General features: G+C 69.6%; 15 protein-coding genes. 13 read left to right on the top strand and 2 right to left on the bottom strand.

The features are described from left to right. The 6 genes from AC1DS4_RS05465 to AC1DS4_RS05440 all read left to right on the top strand — a co-directional run bounded on the left by AC1DS4_RS05465 (window position 1) and on the right by AC1DS4_RS05440 (window position 7552). Complete coding sequence (locus tag AC1DS4_RS05465; protein ID WP_477615016.1) at window positions 1-1215, top strand: pilus assembly protein TadG-related protein; 1215 nt, start codon at window positions 1-3, stop codon at window positions 1213-1215. Window positions 1216-1297: 82 nt separating this feature from the next. Beyond that, complete coding sequence (gene cpaB, locus AC1DS4_RS05460; protein ID WP_477615017.1) at window positions 1298-2098, top strand: Flp pilus assembly protein CpaB; 801 nt, start codon at window positions 1298-1300, stop codon at window positions 2096-2098. Next, window positions 2095-3291, top strand: coding sequence for a CpaE/TadZ family protein (locus AC1DS4_RS05455; RefSeq protein WP_477615018.1), 1197 nt, complete (start codon window positions 2095-2097; stop codon window positions 3289-3291). The genes cpaB and AC1DS4_RS05455 overlap by 4 nt, the downstream gene beginning before the upstream one ends. Further along, entirely contained in the window at window positions 3288-4664 is a 1377-nt protein-coding gene (locus AC1DS4_RS05450) for a CpaF family protein (protein ID WP_477615019.1), read from the top strand. Before AC1DS4_RS05455 ends, AC1DS4_RS05450 begins: the two co-directional genes overlap by 4 nt. After that, entirely contained in the window at window positions 4665-6638 is a 1974-nt protein-coding gene (locus tag AC1DS4_RS05445; RefSeq protein ID WP_477632513.1) for a type II secretion system F family protein, read from the top strand. A 2-nt stretch (window positions 6639-6640) separates the two neighbouring features. After that, complete coding sequence (locus AC1DS4_RS05440) at window positions 6641-7552, top strand: type II secretion system F family protein (RefSeq protein WP_477615021.1); 912 nt, start codon at window positions 6641-6643, stop codon at window positions 7550-7552. Window positions 7553-7637: 85 nt separating this feature from the next. Here AC1DS4_RS05440 and AC1DS4_RS05435 read toward each other — a convergent pair whose 3' ends face one another. Continuing rightward, entirely contained in the window at window positions 7638-8288 is a 651-nt protein-coding gene (locus AC1DS4_RS05435; protein WP_477615022.1) for a response regulator transcription factor, read from the bottom strand. Further along, window positions 8285-9898 (bottom strand): sensor histidine kinase, encoded by a 1614-nt coding sequence (locus tag AC1DS4_RS05430; RefSeq protein WP_477615023.1) that lies wholly within the window; start codon window positions 9896-9898, stop codon window positions 8285-8287. Before AC1DS4_RS05430 ends, AC1DS4_RS05435 begins: the two co-directional genes overlap by 4 nt. 156 nt (window positions 9899-10054) lie before the next feature. On the opposite strand from AC1DS4_RS05430, the gene AC1DS4_RS05425 reads away from it, so the two are divergent. The 7 genes from AC1DS4_RS05425 to AC1DS4_RS05395 all read left to right on the top strand — a co-directional run bounded on the left by AC1DS4_RS05425 (window position 10055) and on the right by AC1DS4_RS05395 (window position 17105). After that, entirely contained in the window at window positions 10055-10795 is a 741-nt protein-coding gene (locus AC1DS4_RS05425) for a ComF family protein (RefSeq protein ID WP_477646000.1), read from the top strand. Window positions 10796-11149: 354 nt separating this feature from the next. Beyond that, window positions 11150-11797, top strand: coding sequence for a ribosome hibernation-promoting factor, HPF/YfiA family (hpf, locus tag AC1DS4_RS05420; RefSeq protein ID WP_477615025.1), 648 nt, complete (start codon window positions 11150-11152; stop codon window positions 11795-11797). Between the two features lie 79 nt (window positions 11798-11876). After that, window positions 11877-12578: a response regulator gene (locus AC1DS4_RS05415; protein ID WP_477624336.1), complete on the top strand. Its 702-nt coding sequence runs from the start codon at window positions 11877-11879 to the stop codon at window positions 12576-12578. 131 nt (window positions 12579-12709) lie between these two features. Then, entirely contained in the window at window positions 12710-13792 is a 1083-nt protein-coding gene (locus tag AC1DS4_RS05410; protein WP_477615027.1) for a winged helix-turn-helix domain-containing protein, read from the top strand. 97 nt (window positions 13793-13889) lie between these two features. Beyond that, window positions 13890-15242 carry an MFS transporter gene (locus tag AC1DS4_RS05405; RefSeq protein ID WP_477632516.1) on the top strand — a complete coding sequence of 451 codons (1353 nt, stop codon included), beginning with the start codon at window positions 13890-13892 and terminating at the stop codon, window positions 15240-15242. Between the two features lie 179 nt (window positions 15243-15421). After that, window positions 15422-16024: an acyltransferase gene (locus AC1DS4_RS05400; RefSeq protein WP_477632517.1), complete on the top strand. Its 603-nt coding sequence runs from the start codon at window positions 15422-15424 to the stop codon at window positions 16022-16024. Continuing rightward, on the top strand, window positions 16017-17105 hold the full coding sequence (locus AC1DS4_RS05395) for a DegT/DnrJ/EryC1/StrS family aminotransferase (protein ID WP_477632518.1): 1089 nt from the start codon (window positions 16017-16019) through the stop codon (window positions 17103-17105). Before AC1DS4_RS05400 ends, AC1DS4_RS05395 begins: the two co-directional genes overlap by 8 nt.

The following is a 17105-nucleotide window of genomic DNA, read 5'->3' as shown; positions in this document are numbered from 1 at the left end:
ATGCGACACACCCCACGCTGGTTGAGTGCGCGCCGCGAACGCGGCGCCGTCGCCATCATCGTCGTCGTCCTGTTCGGGACCGGTGTCCTGCTCGGCTGTGCCGCCCTGACGGTCGACCTCGGTCACATGAAGAGCGAGCGGCAACAGCTCCAGAACGGCGCAGATGCAGTGGCGCTGTCAGTGGCCATCGACTGTGCCAAGCTGGCCAGCTGCCTCGCCGGTGACGCCACCAAGCGCCAGAACCTGGCCAACGGCAACGCCATGGACGGCACGACCTCGATCTCCCGTGCTGACGGCAACCCGGCCATCTGCGGCACCGCAACGGGTCTGCCCACCTGTCCCGCGCTGACGACGTCGCTCACGGACTGTGTCGCTCCCGCCACCATGCCCGCGAAGTGGGTGCGTGCCTACACCCGCACCCGTGAGGTCGGCGGTGGCACGATCCTGCCCTACTCCTTCGCCAAGGCGCTGAGTGGCCAGTCGAGCGGTGTCGAGGTGCAGGCCTGCTCCCAGGTGGGATTCACGGCAGGGTACGACCCGCTGAAGGTCATCCCCATCATCCAGTCGCTCTGTGCCTGGCAGGCCGCGACGAGCGGCGGCACGTCGTTCCCTCCGTTGCCGCCGTACACCCCGGCCGCCAGCCTGGGCGCCAACCCACTGCCCAAGATCCCGAGCGTCGTCGACTCCGCCCAGGTGGCCACGATCCAGATCATGACCGACCCCACAGCCGGCTCAGCGAACTGCGGCAAGTCCGGGCCGGGCCAGTACACCCCCGGTAACTTCGGGTGGCTCGACCAGGCGGGCGACTCGAACAGCACGTGTGTCGCGGAGGGTCTGAACGGAGTCATCGGAGGGACTGGCGGCGTGTCCTCCAGCCAGGGGTGCGCTGACATCCTGCCCCTCAAGGTGGGTTCGATCGTCTACATCCCGATCGCCCAGTCGAGCTCGGGTACCGGCCAGGGCACCACGTACACGCTCGCGGGCATCGCCGGCTTCTACCTGGCCGGCGTGGACTTCGAGGGCAACGCGGCCAACAAGCTCTTCAACGGCTACGACCCGGTCATCACGGACTCGAGCGGCAACGTCACGGTCGGCTGCACCAAGGACAGCCAGGGCTGCCTGTGGGGCTGGTACGTTGCGCCCCTTCTCCCTGGCGGCACTCCGGACCCGTCCGGTGGCAACGCCGGCCCCAAGACGATCAGCCTCCTCGGCTGACCACACCACGCCTCCCCGGCTGGACACCCCACGCCTTCTCGGCTGAACACCCAACGATCGAAACGAAAGACAGGCCCTCATCATGGGACGCAGGTTCCTCGCCATCATCGTCGCCGCAGTCGTGGCCCTCGTCGGGGTCGTCTCCGTCATGCTGTACGTGCGTGGCGCCGACGCCAGGGCGGTCTCGGCCCAGCAGCCAACGCTGGTCTACTACGCCAAGAAGGTCGTTCCTGCGGGCACGACGTTGAAGGACGCCAACCGCGAGGGACTGATCGAGCAGACCACCGTGGCTGCCAAGGGCGCGCCGGCAGGAGCCCTCAGCCAGGTGACCGACGCGAACAGCCCGTTGATCGCCCTCAGCGACATCCAGGCCGGTGAGTTCATCACCTCCGCCCGCTTCGGTGTGACCCCCGTGGGCGAGAAGGCCATCGAGGTGCCGGCCGGGAAGGTGGCCGTCTCCGTCGAGCTCAGCGACCCGGCTCGCGTCGGCACGTTCGTCACGCCCGGCACCCACATCGCCATCTTCACCTCCTACAAGATCAAGGCGATCGGCGACGACTCCAAGTCCAAGGCCCTCAACGAGGCCGACGTCCAGGGAACCAGCCTGCTGCTCCCCGATGTCCTCGTCATCGGCATGGGGCAGACGGCCCTCAACCCGGGCAACGCCAAGCAGGACTCGGCAACCGACAAGGGCACCGCAGAGTCGACGGCCCCGAGCTTCCTCGTCACCGTGGGTGTGACGCCGGCCGAGGCGGCCAGGCTGATCCACGGGATCAACAACGGCAACCTCTACGCCGCCCTCCGCGGCAGCGACCTCAAGATGGACGGCCTCAAGATCGTCACCGACCTCAACCTCTTCGACCTCTCCGGCGCCCTGCGATGACGATCCTCTGGGACACCGACCCCACGGCGCCGGACCGGCTCGGCTTTGCCGTCGGCGGGAACCTGGTCCGCGTCGAGAACGCTGCCGCCGTCAACCGCGCCATGCTGGACCACCCCGATGACCGCCTGATCGTCATCGGCCCAGAGGTCGACATGCCGGCTGCCTGCGACCTCGCCGAGCAGTGCCGGGTCGAGCGTCCGGACCTCGGGGTGATCCTGCTCCGTCGCCGGGTGGACGTGACGGTTCTCGCCCAGGCGCTGCGCGCCGGCGTCCGGGAGGTCCTCGCAGCTGACGACCTCACCGGCCTTGCCGATGCAGCCCGGCGCAGTCGGGACTTGTCGCAGAAGGTCACGGGCTACAGCACCGACGCAACCCGCGAGGGTCGGATCATCACCGTCTTCTCGGCCAAGGGTGGGGTCGGCAAGACCACCTTCTCGACCAACCTCGGCGCCTACCTCGCGTCCACGGGGGCCAAGGTGCTCGTGGTGGATCTCGACCTTGCCTTCGGCGACGTCGGGATCAGCCTCCAGATGCTCCCGCAGAACTCCATCTCCGACCTGATCAGCATGGCCGGCCACCTGGACGAGGCGGGCCTGAGGTCGATCGTGACGCACCACGAGTCCGGCCTCGATGCCGCGTGCGCGCCGGCCGAGCCCAGCGACGCCGACAGGGTGCCCGGCACCCTGATCGCCGAGGCGCTGCGCGTCGCGCGTCGCGCCTACGACTACGTCGTGATCGACACGCCACCGGCCTTCACCGAGCACGTCCTGGCCGCGTTCGACAACAGCGACCTGCTGGTGCTGATCGCGACCCTGGACATCCCGGCGGTAAAGAACCTGCGCCTCACCCTCGACACGCTCGACCTCCTGGGCAACCCGAAGGACTCGCGACTGGTCGTGCTCAACCGCTCGGACGCCAAGGTCGGCCTGCGGGCGGAAGACGTCGTCACCGCCATCAAGCAGGAGATTGCCGTGAGCGTGCCCAGCAGCACCGCGGTGCCGGCGTCGGTCAACCGTGGCGTGGCCATCGTCCTCGACGACCCCAAGCACCCCGTCAGCGTCGCGTTCCGCCACCTGGCCGACGAGTACCTGCGCCAGCGGGACGGAGCCGGCGTGCTGTCGGACGAAGGCGGCGCCGGGCAGCCCAAGCGCCGCAACGAGCGCTGGTCCCTTTCACGTGGAGGTAAGCGATGAGCCTCGCCGACCGGCTGGAGAGTGTCCGTCGCGGCCAGCAGCAGCAGAGCGCCGCGGCTTCGCACAACGCACCGGCAGCCCACGGCGAGAAGCTCCGCATCGCTGACCCGTTCGCAGCAGTCAAGGCCAGCGTGCACCAGGCCCTGCTCGACTCCCTGGGGCCCCAGCTCTACGACCCGCACCTGGACCAGAGCGAGCTCGAGAGCAAGGTCCGCCACACCCTGCAGGAGGTGATGGACTCCGAGGAGACCCCGCTCTCGCTGGCAGACCGCACCCGCATCGCGCAGGAGGTGGCCGACGAAATCCTGGGTCACGGTCCCCTGGAGCCACTGCTCCGCGACAGCGAGATCACCGAGATCATGGTCAACGGACCTGACCGGATCTACGTCGAGCGGGCTGGCAAGCTCTACCCCGTCGAGGCCCACTTCAGCAGCGAGGCGCACCTGCGCCGCACGATCGACAAGATCGTCGCTCGCGTCGGCCGACGCGTGGACGAGGCCAGCCCACTGGTCGACGCCCGACTGCCTGACGGCTCCCGTGTCAACGCCGTGATCTCGCCGATCGCCATCGACGGCGCGATGCTGACGATCCGAAAGTTCTCCACGGACCCGTTCACGGACAAGGACCTGATCGCGTTCGGGACGTTCACCCCTCGGGTGCGCGACTTCCTGATCGCCTGCGTCAAGGGTCGCCGGAACATCGTGATCTCGGGAGGTACCGGCTCGGGCAAGACGACGCTGCTCAACGTGATCTCCTCGTTCATCCCCGACGACGAGCGGATCATCACGATCGAGGACGCCGCCGAGCTGCAGCTGAAGCAGGACCACGTCCTGCGGCTGGAGGCGCGACCGTCCAACGTCGAGGGTCGCGGCGAGATCGCCATCCGCGAGCTCGTCAAGAACTCCCTGCGTATGCGTCCTGACCGCATCGTCGTCGGTGAGGTCCGTGACGGCGCCGCGCTGGACATGCTCCAGGCCATGAACACCGGTCACGATGGTTCCATCACGACCGTTCACGCCAACACCCCGCGCGACAGCCTCTCCCGACTGGAGACCATGGTGCTCATGGCGGGCGTCGACCTGCCGGTGCGTGCCATCCGCGAGCAGGTTGCCGGCGCCGTGGACCTGATCATCCAGCAGGCTCGTATGAAGGACGGATCCCGCCGGATCGTCGCCATCACCGAGGTTGCCGGCATGGAGACCGACGTCATCACCATGCAGGACCTGTTCACCTTCGACTACAGCGCGGGACGGGACGAACAGGGCCGGTTCCGGGGCTCGCTGGTCAGCACCGGACTCCGTCCCAAGTTCACCCAGGACCTCGTGGACCAGGGCATCACCCTGGCGGCGGACATCTTCGTGAGGGGCATGTAGGTGCGCATCAACATCCGTCCGACGGTGACGTTGGGCATCGCGGCGGTGGCCCTCCTGGGCCTGACCGTCACGGCGACGTCCGCCGGTGCGGCCCAGGACAACCCGGCGTCGGTCAGCTCGACCAAGGTCACCGGAACGACCGTCTCCGGGGTGCTCACCGTGCGTGGCGCCAAGGGCACCGGCTCGATCGAGGCCGCGAGTCTCAAGGCCACGCTCGCGGGACGTGAGGTGCCGATCACCGTGGTGCCGGTCGCCGCCACCAAGCGGGCGACGATGCTGGTCGTCGACACCAGCGGGTCCATGGGTGAGACCGGGATGGAGACCGTTCGTTCGGCGGTGAGTGCCTTCCTCGCCGAGGCGCCCAAGGATGTCGCCGTCGGGCTGGTGTCATTCGCCGGCACCGCAGGTGTCGACGTCGCGCCGACCCTCAACCGCGCGACGGTCCAGAAGTCCGTCAATGCGCTCCGCTCACGCGGCGAGACGACGCTCTACGACGCCGTGGCGATCGCGGCCCGCGCCATGGGGCCCTACGCCGACCGCAGCATCATCCTGCTCAGTGATGGTGGCGACACCGCCAGCTCCAAGGCGACCAAGGCGTCCGCGACGGCAGCCCTGCGGGCCAGCGGAGTGCGCGCCGAAGTCGTCGGCTTCAAGACGGGGGAGAGCGACAACACCGTCCTCGCCGGTTTCGCGTCCGCAGGTGGCGGAACGGTGGCCGCCGCGGGCAATGCCGCGGCGGTGCGTGCTGCCTTCGACGCTGCCGCGAAGGCGCTGGACTCCCAGGTGAACTTCACCGTGGACGGCAAGGGCATCGCCAGCGCGAAGCAGGACCTCGTCCTGACCGGAGTCGCCGACGGCAAGCCCTTCACAGCCAACGCTGCCCTCGACTTCGGGGCACCTGCACCGGTCGTGCAGCAGACCCCCACCTCCGATGCCGCTCCTGCCGCTCAGGCCGCTGCCCCGAAGTTCTCCGGTCCCGGTGGCCTCTCGCCGCTGCTGATGGCGGGGTTGGTCGCGATCTTCGTCGGCATCATCGGCCTGGCGATGGCGTTCGTCATGAGGACCCCGACCGGCGGTCGGCGCAGCCGGGTCGCCGGCATCGAGCAGTACGTCGCGGGGCCGACCGTCATGTCCGCCACCGCCGCCAAGGCGTCCCCCAGTGCACTGTCCGAGGGTCTGGTGAGCCTGGGCGAGCGCGTCATGGAGGGTCGTGACTCGACCACGAAGACCATGTCGCTGATCACCCGGGCAGACCTGCCGCTGAGGGCAGGGGAGTGGTGGGTCCTGCGGCTGGTCGCCCTGGTGGTGGCCATCAGTGGCTCGGTGATCCTCTTCCGTGGGGGCACCATCGCGACCATCCTGGCGATCGTCCTCGGCTTCGTCGTGGGGTACTTCCTGCCGGCTTTCGTGTTGCGCTTCCTGGCCAAGCGTCGGGCGAAGAAGTTCGAGAACCAGCTCCCCGACCTGCTGATGCTGGCAGCGAGCAGCCTGGGCACCGGGTTCTCCCTGGCCCAGGCGGTCGATGCCATCGCCAAGGACGCCTCCGAGCCGTCGGCCAAGGAGTTCTCCAGGGCGCTCGCGGAGACGCGCATCGGCTCGGAGATCAGCGACGCGCTCGAGCGGGTGGGCGAGCGGATGGACAGCGAGAACATGCGCTGGACCGCCCTGGCCATCAACATCCAGCGTCAGGTCGGCGGAAACCTCGCCGAGACGCTCAGGACGACGGCCAAGACCCTCAGGGAGCGCGAAGAGCTCAAGCGGCACGTCCGGGCGCTGTCGGCGGAAGGCCGCTTGTCGGCATACATCCTGATCGGTCTTCCCATCGGCCTCTTCTTCTACATGCTCAAGGTCAACTACCTGTACGTGTCCCTGCTCTGGACGAAGCCGATGGGCTGGGCCATGTCGGCAGTGGGGCTGACCGCCATGGCGATCGGCGTCTTCTGGATGAAAAAAGTCGTGGACGTGGAGGTCTGAGGATGCTGCTCATCATTGGAGTTGGAGCCGTCTTCATGGCCCTCATGACCCTGGTGCTCGCCTTTTCCCTGGGGAGCGGCCAGACCACCGGTGTGGCGCGATCGCTCGCCATCATCGAACGTCAGCTCGACCCGCACGAGGTGGCCCGCGAGGAGCTGCCTGCCATGGAGCGGCTGGCGCTGCCCATGCTGGCCCAGACGCGCCGGCTGGCTCAGCGACTGTCTCCGTCGGGCACGACCGACCGGATCCACCGTCGCCTCGACCTCGCAGGCAACCCCCCAGCGTGGACCCCCGAGCGCATCATGGGCGCCAAGGGGCTCGGGCTCTTCATCGGCGCGCTGCTCGGCCTGGCCATCGGACACCTGACCCTGCGGGGCCTCGGGTTCGCCGCAGGTGGCGGCGCCTTCATGTTCTTCCTCCCCGACATCCTGGTCTACAACATGGGCTTGAAGCGCCAGAACGAGCTGCGGATGGGCCTGGCCAACGCGCTGGACATGCTCACCGTGTGCGTCGAGGCGGGTCAGGGCTTCGACGCGGCCCTGCTCCAGGTCGCTCGCTCGGCCGAGGGTCCGGTCGCCGGCGAGTTCGCCCGCGTCCTGTCGGAGATCCAGATCGGCAAGTCACGTGGCGATGCGTTCAGCTCCCTTGCCCAACGCACGTCGGTGCCGGAGGTCAAGACCTTCATCACCTCCCTCGTGCAGGCCGACCGGCTGGGTCTGCCGATCGCCTCGGTGTTGCGCGAGCAGTCGGTGCAGATGCGCCTGATCCGACGCCAGCTGGCCGAGGAGAAGGCCCAGAAGGTGCCCGTCAAGATCCTGTTCCCCATGCTCTTCTGCATCTTCCCGGCCCTCATGATCGTGGTCATCGGCCCCGGCATCATGCGCATGATGGACGCGTTCGCCGGGAAGTTCTGAGGCAGGCGCTCGCCTTCCCACACGCCAACAGGCGGCATTGCTGAGACTGCTCAGCGGTGCCGCCTGTCGTGTGAGGTGACTCGGCTCAGCGGCCGCCGCGGCCGATCGACTCGGACTTGACCAGTCCGAGGCGCAGGGCCGACATCACGGCCGAGGCACGGTTGTGCGCGCCCAGCTTCTCGTACACCTTCGACACGTGCGTCTTGACCGTCGACTCGCTCATGTAGAGCTTCTTGGCCACGGCGGCGATCGAGTCGCCGGCGACCAGTCGGTCCAGCACCTCGGCCTCGCGGGGCGTCAGCCGTGGCTTGTCACTGGAGTCGCGACGACGCAGGGCTTCGGCCAGGCCGGTCGCCATGAAGGCGTCCGGGGCCACGGCGGCGCGACGGACTGCGGCGATGACCTCGTCCGACGGGGCGGACTTCAGGACCAGGGCCGACGCACCGAGGTCGAGGGCCTCGAGCAGCGTCTCGTCGTCGTTGTGCATCGTCAGGACGACGATGCCCAGTCGTGGGGACGCCTCGCGCGCCGCCCTGGCCATGACCAGGCCGGAGCCGTCGGGCATGGACACGTCCACGACGAGGACGTGGATCAGGCTCTGGGCCAGCACGGTGCGGCCTTCGGCGATGCCACCGGCCTGCCCGACCACGGACAGATCCGGCTCGCTGTCGATCATCCTGCAGACGGCTTCGCGGACCAGGGTGTGGTCATCGATCACCACGACGTTGATGGTCATGAGGGCTGGGGGATCCTTTCGTTGGACAGCGTGGCGGAGGGGGCTGCGCCGCGGGCCCGCATGCGCATGCGGAGGGAGACTCCGTCTCCCGCATAGGGCTCGACGGAGATCTCGCCACCCAGGCCGTTGAGGGGGTGGTCGGCGAAGTCGCGTTCGGTGAGTGAGGTCGTGCCGTCGTGCGACATCCAGAGCTCCACCCTGGGTGCCGCGACGTTGAGGCGCACCTCGACGGTCTGCGCGTTGAGGGAGTGCCGGGCATCGGCCAGCATCCGCAGGAAGAGTCGGTAGATGAGCACCTCGGTGTGCGCTGGCAGGCGGAAACCGGTCTCGCTCAGGTGCATTCGCGTCGTGACTCCTGACGACGAGCCGAAGTTCTGGAGTCGGGCACCGATCATCGCGCCCAGTCCGGTGTCGGGACGCACCGCGATGCGAAGGTCGCCGATGTGCAGTCGCAGGTCGGCCAGCACGCGGGACACGTCGACTCGGAGCGCGTCCAGCTCCTCGGCCAGGGGCGAGCCCTGGGCGCGCGCGTTGCGACGCACCGCGTCGATGCCGAAGCCGAGCGCCACCATCTCCTGGGCGATCCCGTCGTGCATCTCGCGCGCGAGGCGCTCGCGCTCCTCCAGGCCGGCGCGCTCGCGCAACCCGGCGAACAGCACGGAGAGGTCGATGTTGGCCGCGTGCCGGCTGGCAACCGCGCCCGCCGCGGCGAGGTCCTCCTCCGTGAAGGGCGTGACCAGGGGCCGGTCCGCGACCATCAGCCCGAGCCGGTGGCCGTCGCCGTCGTGGAGCGGGACGACGATGACCGAGCGGGCCACCAAGTCGTCCTTCCACTGCGCGAGGGTGGGCACGCCCTGGTGCCACGCCGGTGCGAGGACCGAGTCCCGTTCCATCGGGTCGGGCCAGGGGGTGCGGTCCGCCCCACGGATCGCGAGCGGCACGGCGGGGTCGTCGCCGTAGCCCACCAGGATGGCGCTGCGTGCCGCGCGCATCTGGTTGCTGAGGTCCTGGAGGGCCATCTCGGCCGAACCGGGGGCGTCGAAGCCGGTGTCGAGGGTGTCGGCGAGCTCGTGCAGGCGCCGCAGCAGCAGGCTGGCCTCAGCCGCGACGTTCGGGTCGACGGGTAGCGCCACGCCCTCCATCCGGTGCGACCAGGCTCCCAGCAGCCCGAAGACGAGGGCGACCATGGCAGCGAGCAGGATGGCCTGGCCCTCGGCCAGGTCCAGCCGGGCCAGCCACCACGCGGTCGCGAGGCCGGAGGCCAGGCCGACGGCCGAGATCTCCAGGGCGCCCCGCCGACCCAGTCGCAGCCCCGCATGGAACGCGGGGACGAGGATCAGGATCTTCGACCAGGGCCCGGTGTAACCCATCGCGAGCCCGGCCACCACGGCACCGGCGACGAGCAGCCCGGTCATCTGGATGCGGCGGGTGGCAGTGTCCTTGGGACTGAGCACAGGCAGGGCCGAGGCCGCGAGGTCGAGCGTGACGGTCAGGAGGATCCAGGGAAGGCCTCCGAGGATGTCGTTGCTGACCGACGCGAACATGGCAGCCACAAGCGCGATGCCGATGCGAATCCGGGTGGAGACGGCGAGATGGGGCAACCACCGCATACCCGCCTCCCGTCTCGCGTCCCCGGCACCCAGCAGTTGTCCACAGGCCAAGGCCCAGACTAGTCGTGTCCACAGGCTTCTGCCTCCGAATCGACGCCAACACACCGCGCCGCCACGATGGGGGACATGGCGCCGCCCACCCCTGTGCCTGGGGCGATGAGGGCCCTCACGGACCTGGCCCTGCCGGTCAGCTGCGCGGCCTGCGGCCAGCCTGACGACGTTGTATGCCGCGGGTGCCTGGAAGCGCTCGAGCGGAGCCTCTGGTTCGGGGGCCCGCGACAGGTCCATCCGGACCCCTGCCCCTCGGGCTTCCCGCCTGTCTCAGCGAGTGGTCCGTACGGTGGGCCGCTCGCCGCGGTCGTGACGGCCTACAAGGACGACGGTCGGCGCGACTGCGGGCTGTTGCTCGGGGAGCTCCTCGGCCGGGCCCTCGATGCCGCTGTCGGCGCCTGCCGGTCAGGGGTCGAGGTCCTGGCGCGCCACAACGGTCCCCTCCTGGTCGTGCCCGTCCCCTCGTCCCGCACCTCCGTACGCGCTCGGGGAGACGCGCCACTGGTGTCCGTGGCCGCCCACGCGGTCAGTGGCTTCGCCGCCGACGAGGCCGTCGTGGCCCCGGCGCTGCGACTCCGGCGCCGGGTCGCCGACCAGGCCGGGCTCGGCGCGCGCGAGAGGGCCGTCAACCTCGAGCGCTCCATGGCCGTGCGGCGGCACTGGGCGCGGGTGGTCGAGGGTGCCGTGTGCGTCGTGGTCGACGACGTGCTCACCACGGGAGCGACGCTTGTCGAGGCGGCCCGGGCGCTGCGCTCGGCCGGCGCGGCAACGGTCGTCGCCGCGACGATCTGTGCCACCCAGCGGCGGAACCCGACGCCCAGCCAGCGCACCACCAACTCCCGGTAAAGGCTCAGCCAATCCCTGTGTCGCAATCGCCCGGCGTGGTCTAAGTTCGACTTATGGCCCCCCTGGCCCCCGTGCACGTCACGCAAACAGGGCGCCTCGGACGCGGTCCGACGGGCGCCCTCTGGCAGGGAGCGGAGCCCGCACCGCCGACGTCCGAGTCCCCGACGTGGGCGACCACCGGGTCGCATCCCCTTGTGTCACCTCCCCTTGTGTCACTTCCCCTTGTGTCACCTCCCCTCGTGTCACTTCCCCTTGTGTCACCTCCCCTCGTGTCGTCAGAGCGTGGGTGGTGCCGCGGCTGAACCCGGGCCACGCCGCCCGATTCGAACTCCCGCCGAAACCATGGAGGACACCGTGGAGATTGTCGTCACCGGACGCCACATGCAGGTCTCAGACCGATTCCGTGACCACCTCGACGAAAAGCTGGCCAAGATCCCACAGCTCGCGCCGCGCGTGCAGCGCGTCGACGTGATCGTGAGCCACGAGTCGAACAAGCGCCAGGCCAAGGCCTGCGAACGGGTCGAGATCACCTGTCACGTGAAGGGCCCGATCGTGCGGGCGGAGGCATGTCTTGACGACAAGTACGCAGCGCTCGACGTGGCGCTGGACAAGCTGATGGAACGGCTGAGGCGGGCCCAGGACCGCAAGCGCGTGCACCGCGGGAGGCACGCGCCCGAGTCGGTGTCCGCCGCCACGGCGCGGATCCAGGAGCCGGCGCAGGGCGGGGGCGAGGACCATGTCCACGAGGTCGGTGGTGAAGGGGACCCCTTCGGCGCCCAGGGCAACTCACCCGTGGAGATCCGCGAGAAGATCCACGCGACCGTGCCGATGGCACTGGACCAGGCGGTCCGCGAGATGGAGCTCGTCGGGCACGACTTCTACCTCTACCACGACGAGGAGACCGACCAGCCGAGCGTCGTCTACCGCCGCAGGGGTTGGTCCTACGGCGTCATCCACCTCGACGTCACCGACGACGAGGGTGTCGCCCGCAAGGTTTCCTGATTCCCACGCTCGACGACGCCGGGCGAGCCCTCGCGGCTTTCGCCCGGCGTCGTGGCACCGTCATGACAGTATGTGGCTCGTGACGAATGGGAATGGTGGTGTGACGAGCGGGGCGGACCCGATCAGGGTCGTCATCGCCGATGACCACGTCCTCTACCGCCGTGGCCTGCAGATGGTCGTCTCGCAGGACCACGACATCGAGATCGTCGGCGAGGCCGGCGACGGCAAGGAAGCGGTGGACCGCACCGTCGAGCTGCTGCCCGACGTCGTCCTCATGGACGTTCGGATGCCGCACACCTCGGGCATCCAGGCCTGCCAGACCATCAAGGCGCTCGTGCCGTCGACCAAGATCATCATGCTGACGATGTCCGACGAGGAGTCCGACCTCTACGAAGCGGTCAAGGCAGGAGCCAACGGCTACCTCCTGAAGGACGTCCCGGGCGAGGAGATCGCCGACGGCGTGCGCGCGGTCTACAACGGCGACTCGCTCATCTCGCCCTCGATGGCCTCCAAGCTGCTCGCAGAGTTCGCCCAGATGAGCAAGCGCCAGGGGGAACGACCCACCGGGGTAGGGGCGCCCCGGCTCACCGACCGCGAGCTCGAGGTCCTGCGGCTCGTGGCGCGGGGGATGGCCAACAAGGAGATCGCGCACCAGCTGTTCATCTCCGAGAACACCGTGAAGAACCACGTGCGCAACATCCTCGAGAAGCTCCAGCTCCACTCGCGCATGGAGGCGGCCATGTATGCCGTCCGCGAGAACCTCCTCGAACCCGGCGAGTGACCAGCGGCGCACGTGCTGTGACGACACCTCCGTCCCTGCGGCTGACGCGCGCCCAGGCGCGCCGGATCGCCTTGGCAGCACAGGGATTCACCGACCCCAGGCCCGCCCCGGGGGCGGCCACGATGCGTCACGTGCAGAAGGTCATCGACCGGGTGCAGATCGTCCAGATCGACAGCGTCAACGTCCTCACGCGCAGCCAGTACCTGCCCTTCTTCTCGCGGCTGGGTCCCTATGACACCGCGCTCCTCGACCGGGCGCGCGACCGGTCGCCCCGACGGCTCGTCGAGTACTGGGCCCACGAGGCCAGCCTCATCCCGCCCGCGACGTGGCCGTTGCTCGACTTCCGCATGCAGCGCGCGCTGCACGACGCGTGGGGTGGCATGCAGCGGGTGGCCCGGGAGCACCCCGAGCTGGTCGCGGCCGTGCTCGCCGAGGTCACGGCTCGCGGACCGCTCACCTCACGCCAGCTGGAGGCAGCCCTCGAGCACGACCTGCCGCGCCAGCGCGACGAGTGGGGCTGGAACTGGTCGTTGGTCAAGAGCGCCCTCGAGCACCTCTTCTGGGCGGGACAGGTCAGCTCCGCGGGCCGGACCAGCCAGTTCGAGCGACGGTATGCCGCCGTGGACCGCGTGCTGCCCGGCCACCTCGCCGCAGCGGCCGCGGACCCGGCAGGCCGACCGCCGCACGACGTCGCCTTCAAGGAGCTGATGCTGATCGCCGCCCGCGCCCACGGCGTCGGCACCGAACAGTGCCTGAGGGACTACTTCCGGCTCAAGCCGCACCAGTCCCGCCCGGCTCTGGACGCGCTCGTCGCGGAGGGGACGCTGGTCCCGGCGACCATCGAGGGGTGGAAGCGACCGGCCTACCTGCACGTGGAGGCGCGCCGCCCCCGCACGGTGAGTGCCCAGGCGTTGCTCAGCCCGTTCGACTCGCTGATCTGGCAGCGCGATCGCACGGCGGCGATCTTCGGGATGGACTTCCGCCTCGAGATCTACGTGCCGGCGCCGATGCGAGTGCACGGCTACTACGTGCTGCCGTTCCTGTTCGGCGACGAGCTCGTCGCGCGGTGCGACCTGAAGGCAGACCGCGCCGCCGGAGTGCTGCGGCTGCAGGCGGTGCACTGGGAGCCGGGGGCGCCGCCGGAGGCGCGTCCCGCCCTCGACGACGAGCTCGCCCTGATGGCCGGCTGGCTCGGGCTGGCCGGGGTCGCCTGACGCGGGGCTCTTGCCCGAGCCGACGCTGGCGGGATCCGGCGGACGGTTGTCCGGAAAGCGGTGTCCACGGGAACGTTCTGGCAGATATCCTGCGACGGTGACGATTCCTGCCGCGACTGAGGCCACGACAACACCCCGACGTCCGCAGGTGCACCGCGCCTGGTGGGTGGCCGCCGTGATCCTGGGAGCCCTCGTGGCCGCGGCAGGGTTCCGATCCTCGACCGGCGCTCTCCTCGAGCCCCTCGAGTCCGAGTTCGGATGGTCGCGCGCCACCACCTCGGGGGCAGTCACCGCGAACCTGGTGATCTACGGCCTCACCGCCCCCTTCGCGGCGGCGCTCATGGAGCGGTTCGGCCTGCGCCGGGTCGTCAGCCTCGCGCTGGTCCTGGTCGCAGTCGGCAGCGGTCTCACGACGGTGATGACCGCGCCGTGGCAGCTGTGGCTGCTGTGGGGTGTCTTCGTCGGGGTCGGTGCCGGTGCGATGGCGCTGGTCCTCGGTGCCGTCGTGGCGAACCGGTGGTTCGTCGAGTCGCGGCGGGGGCTGGTGACCGGCATCTTCTCCGCGGCGGGGGCAGCCGGACAGCTGGTCTTCCTACCGGGCATCGCGGCGCTCGCAGCCGGTCCCGGCTGGCGGTATGCCGCGCTCGTGGTCACCGGCGCCGCGCTCCTCCTCGTGCCCTTGGTGGTGTTCGTCGTCCGTGACAGGCCTGCCGACCTCGGCCTGCGCCCGGTCGGCGCGCAGCCGGGCGACGTGCTCGACGAGCCGGCCACGCGGCATACCGGGGCGCAGGTCGGACCGGCGGCCCTCGCCATCCGCACCCTGAGGGCCAGCGTGCGGTCACGGACCTTCTGGATCCTGTTCGGCACCTTCTGGATCTGTGGCTGGTCGACCAACGGTCTGATCGGCACCCACTTCATCCCCGCCGCCCACGACCACGGCATGCCACAGACGACGGCTGCCAGCCTGCTCGCCCTCGTCGGGGTCTTCGACCTGGTCGGCACCATCGCGTCCGGCTGGCTCACGGACAAGGTCGACCCGCGGCTGCTGCTGTGCGGCTACTACGGCTTCCGGGGGCTGGCACTGCTGTTCGTCCCCGCCCTGCTGGGTCCGGACATCCACCCTAACCTGTTCATCTTCATCGTCTTCTACGGCCTCGACTGGGTGGCCACGGTCCCGCCGACGATCGCCTTGTGCCGCAGGCACTTCGGCGTCGCGCGCTCGGGCGTCGTGTTCGGCTGGGTCTTCGCCGCACACATGGTCGGGGCCGGCGTCGCGGCGAGCTACGCCGGCTGGGTGCGGCAGAGCACCGGCGACTACTCCACGGCCTGGCTCACGGCCGGCGGCCTCTGCCTGTTCGCGGCACTGGCCTGCCTGGCCATCGGGAAGTCGCCGGAGCGCGGCTCGTGGAGCTCCGAGGGTGAGGACGCCGAGGTCGCCGCCATCGCCTGACCGGGCCGACGCTGCGCGCGCMGCGGCCCCGGTCGGGGTGAGCCGGACGAGTCAACCGAAGGTAGGAGCCGGGTCCGCATCCTCCGCGCGACCTCCTCAGCCTTGCTACCGTGCCGCGGGAAGCCTCCGCCTCCGGATGGCCCATGGTCTCGAAATCGGCTGCAGTGGAAGGGGCAAGGATGACCACCCGGATCGCCGATTCCGCCGATGTGGCCGACACGGCTCGCATCGGTGACTCGACCTCGGTCTGGGACCTCGCCCAAGTGCGCGAGGGTGCGACGCTGGGCAGCGGTTGCATCATCGGTCGAGGGGCCTACATCGGACCTGGGGTCAGCCTGGGCTCGAACTGCAAGGTGCAGAACTTCGCGTTGGTCTACGAGCCGGCTGTCCTGGAGGACGGCGTCTTCATCGGGCCGGCGGCCACCTTGACCAACGACCGGTATCCGCGGGCCGTCAACCCGGATGGTTCCATCAAGGACGCTGCTGACTGGCAGCCGGTCGGGGTGCTCTGCCGAACCGGCGCCTCCGTCGGTGCGGGGGCCGTCTGCGTCGCCCCCCTCGTCGTAGGGCGGTGGGCGGTCGTGGCGGCCGGCGCCGTGGTGACGCGGGACGTGCCCGACTTCGCGCTCGTCGCCGGGACCCCCGCTCAGCGCGTGCGCTGGGTGGGACGTGGAGGCGTTCCGCTGGTGGAGGAGGGCGGTGGCGAGTGGGTCTGTCCGCAGACCGGTGAACGCTTCACCGAGTCCGAGGGGATGCTGAGGGAGCGTCAGCCTGATGAATGAGTTCATCCCCGTGGCCCGGCCGGCCATCGGCGACGAAGAGTGTGAGGCAGTCGAGCGGGTCATGCGCAGTGGGATGCTCGCCCAAGGCCCTGAGGTGGCAGCGTTCGAACGCGAGTTCTCCGAGCACTTCCAGCTCCACCGGGCCTGTGTCGCGGTCAACTCGGGCACGTCCGGGCTGCACCTCGGACTGCTGGCAGCGGGGGTCACCGCAGGAGACGAGGTGATCGTCCCGTCCTTCACGTTCGCCGCCACTGCCAATGCCGTCGCCCTCACCGGTGCGACCCCCGTCTTTGCGGACATCCGACCGGACGACTTCTGTCTGGATCCCGAGGCCGTCGAGCACCTCATCACCGGGCGGACCAAGGGCATCATGCCCGTCCACCTCTACGGCCACCCCGCGCCGATGGCCGAACTGCTGGAGGTTGCCGATCGCCATGGTGTGTCGATCTTCGAGGACGCCGCCCAAGCTCACGGCGCGTCCCTCCACGGACGGCCGGTCGGGGCGTTCGGCGAGATGGCCGTGTTCTCCCTCTACCCGACGAAGAACATGACGTCCGGCGAGGGAGGCATGGTCTCGGTTGCCTCACCGACCGTGGAGCGCCGGCTGCGCCTCTATCGAAACCAGGGAATGGAAATGCCCTACCGCAACGAGATCGTGGGGTTCAACGCCCGGATGACCGACATCCATGCGGCCATCGGGCGCGTGCAGCTGCGGAAGGTCGCGGCGTGGACCGAGCAGCGACAACATCATGCGTCGTACCTCACGGAGCACCTGGAAGGTGTGGTCACCCCTGGCCGCGCTTCGGGGGCGGTGCACGTCTACCACCAGTACACCGTCCGTATTCCTGAGGACCGCGATGGGTTCGCGGCGGCCCTGCGTGAGGAGTACGCTGTCGGGAGTGGCGCCTTCTATCCGGTGCCGACCCATCGCCTTGCACCTTTTCGCGGCGGATCGGATCTTCCCCACACGGACGCCGCGGCGCGCGAGTGCCTGTCCCTGCCGGTGCACCCCGCGCTCTCACCGGACGACCTGGAGCGGATCGTCACAGGCGTCAATACCCTGGCCAGGGCGGGCGCCTGA

It is taken from the genome of Pedococcus sp. P3_C7, assembly GCF_056402615.1.
The sequence above is the reverse complement of the archived record's forward strand: the minus strand, read 5'-3'. Positions and strand labels throughout refer to the sequence as shown.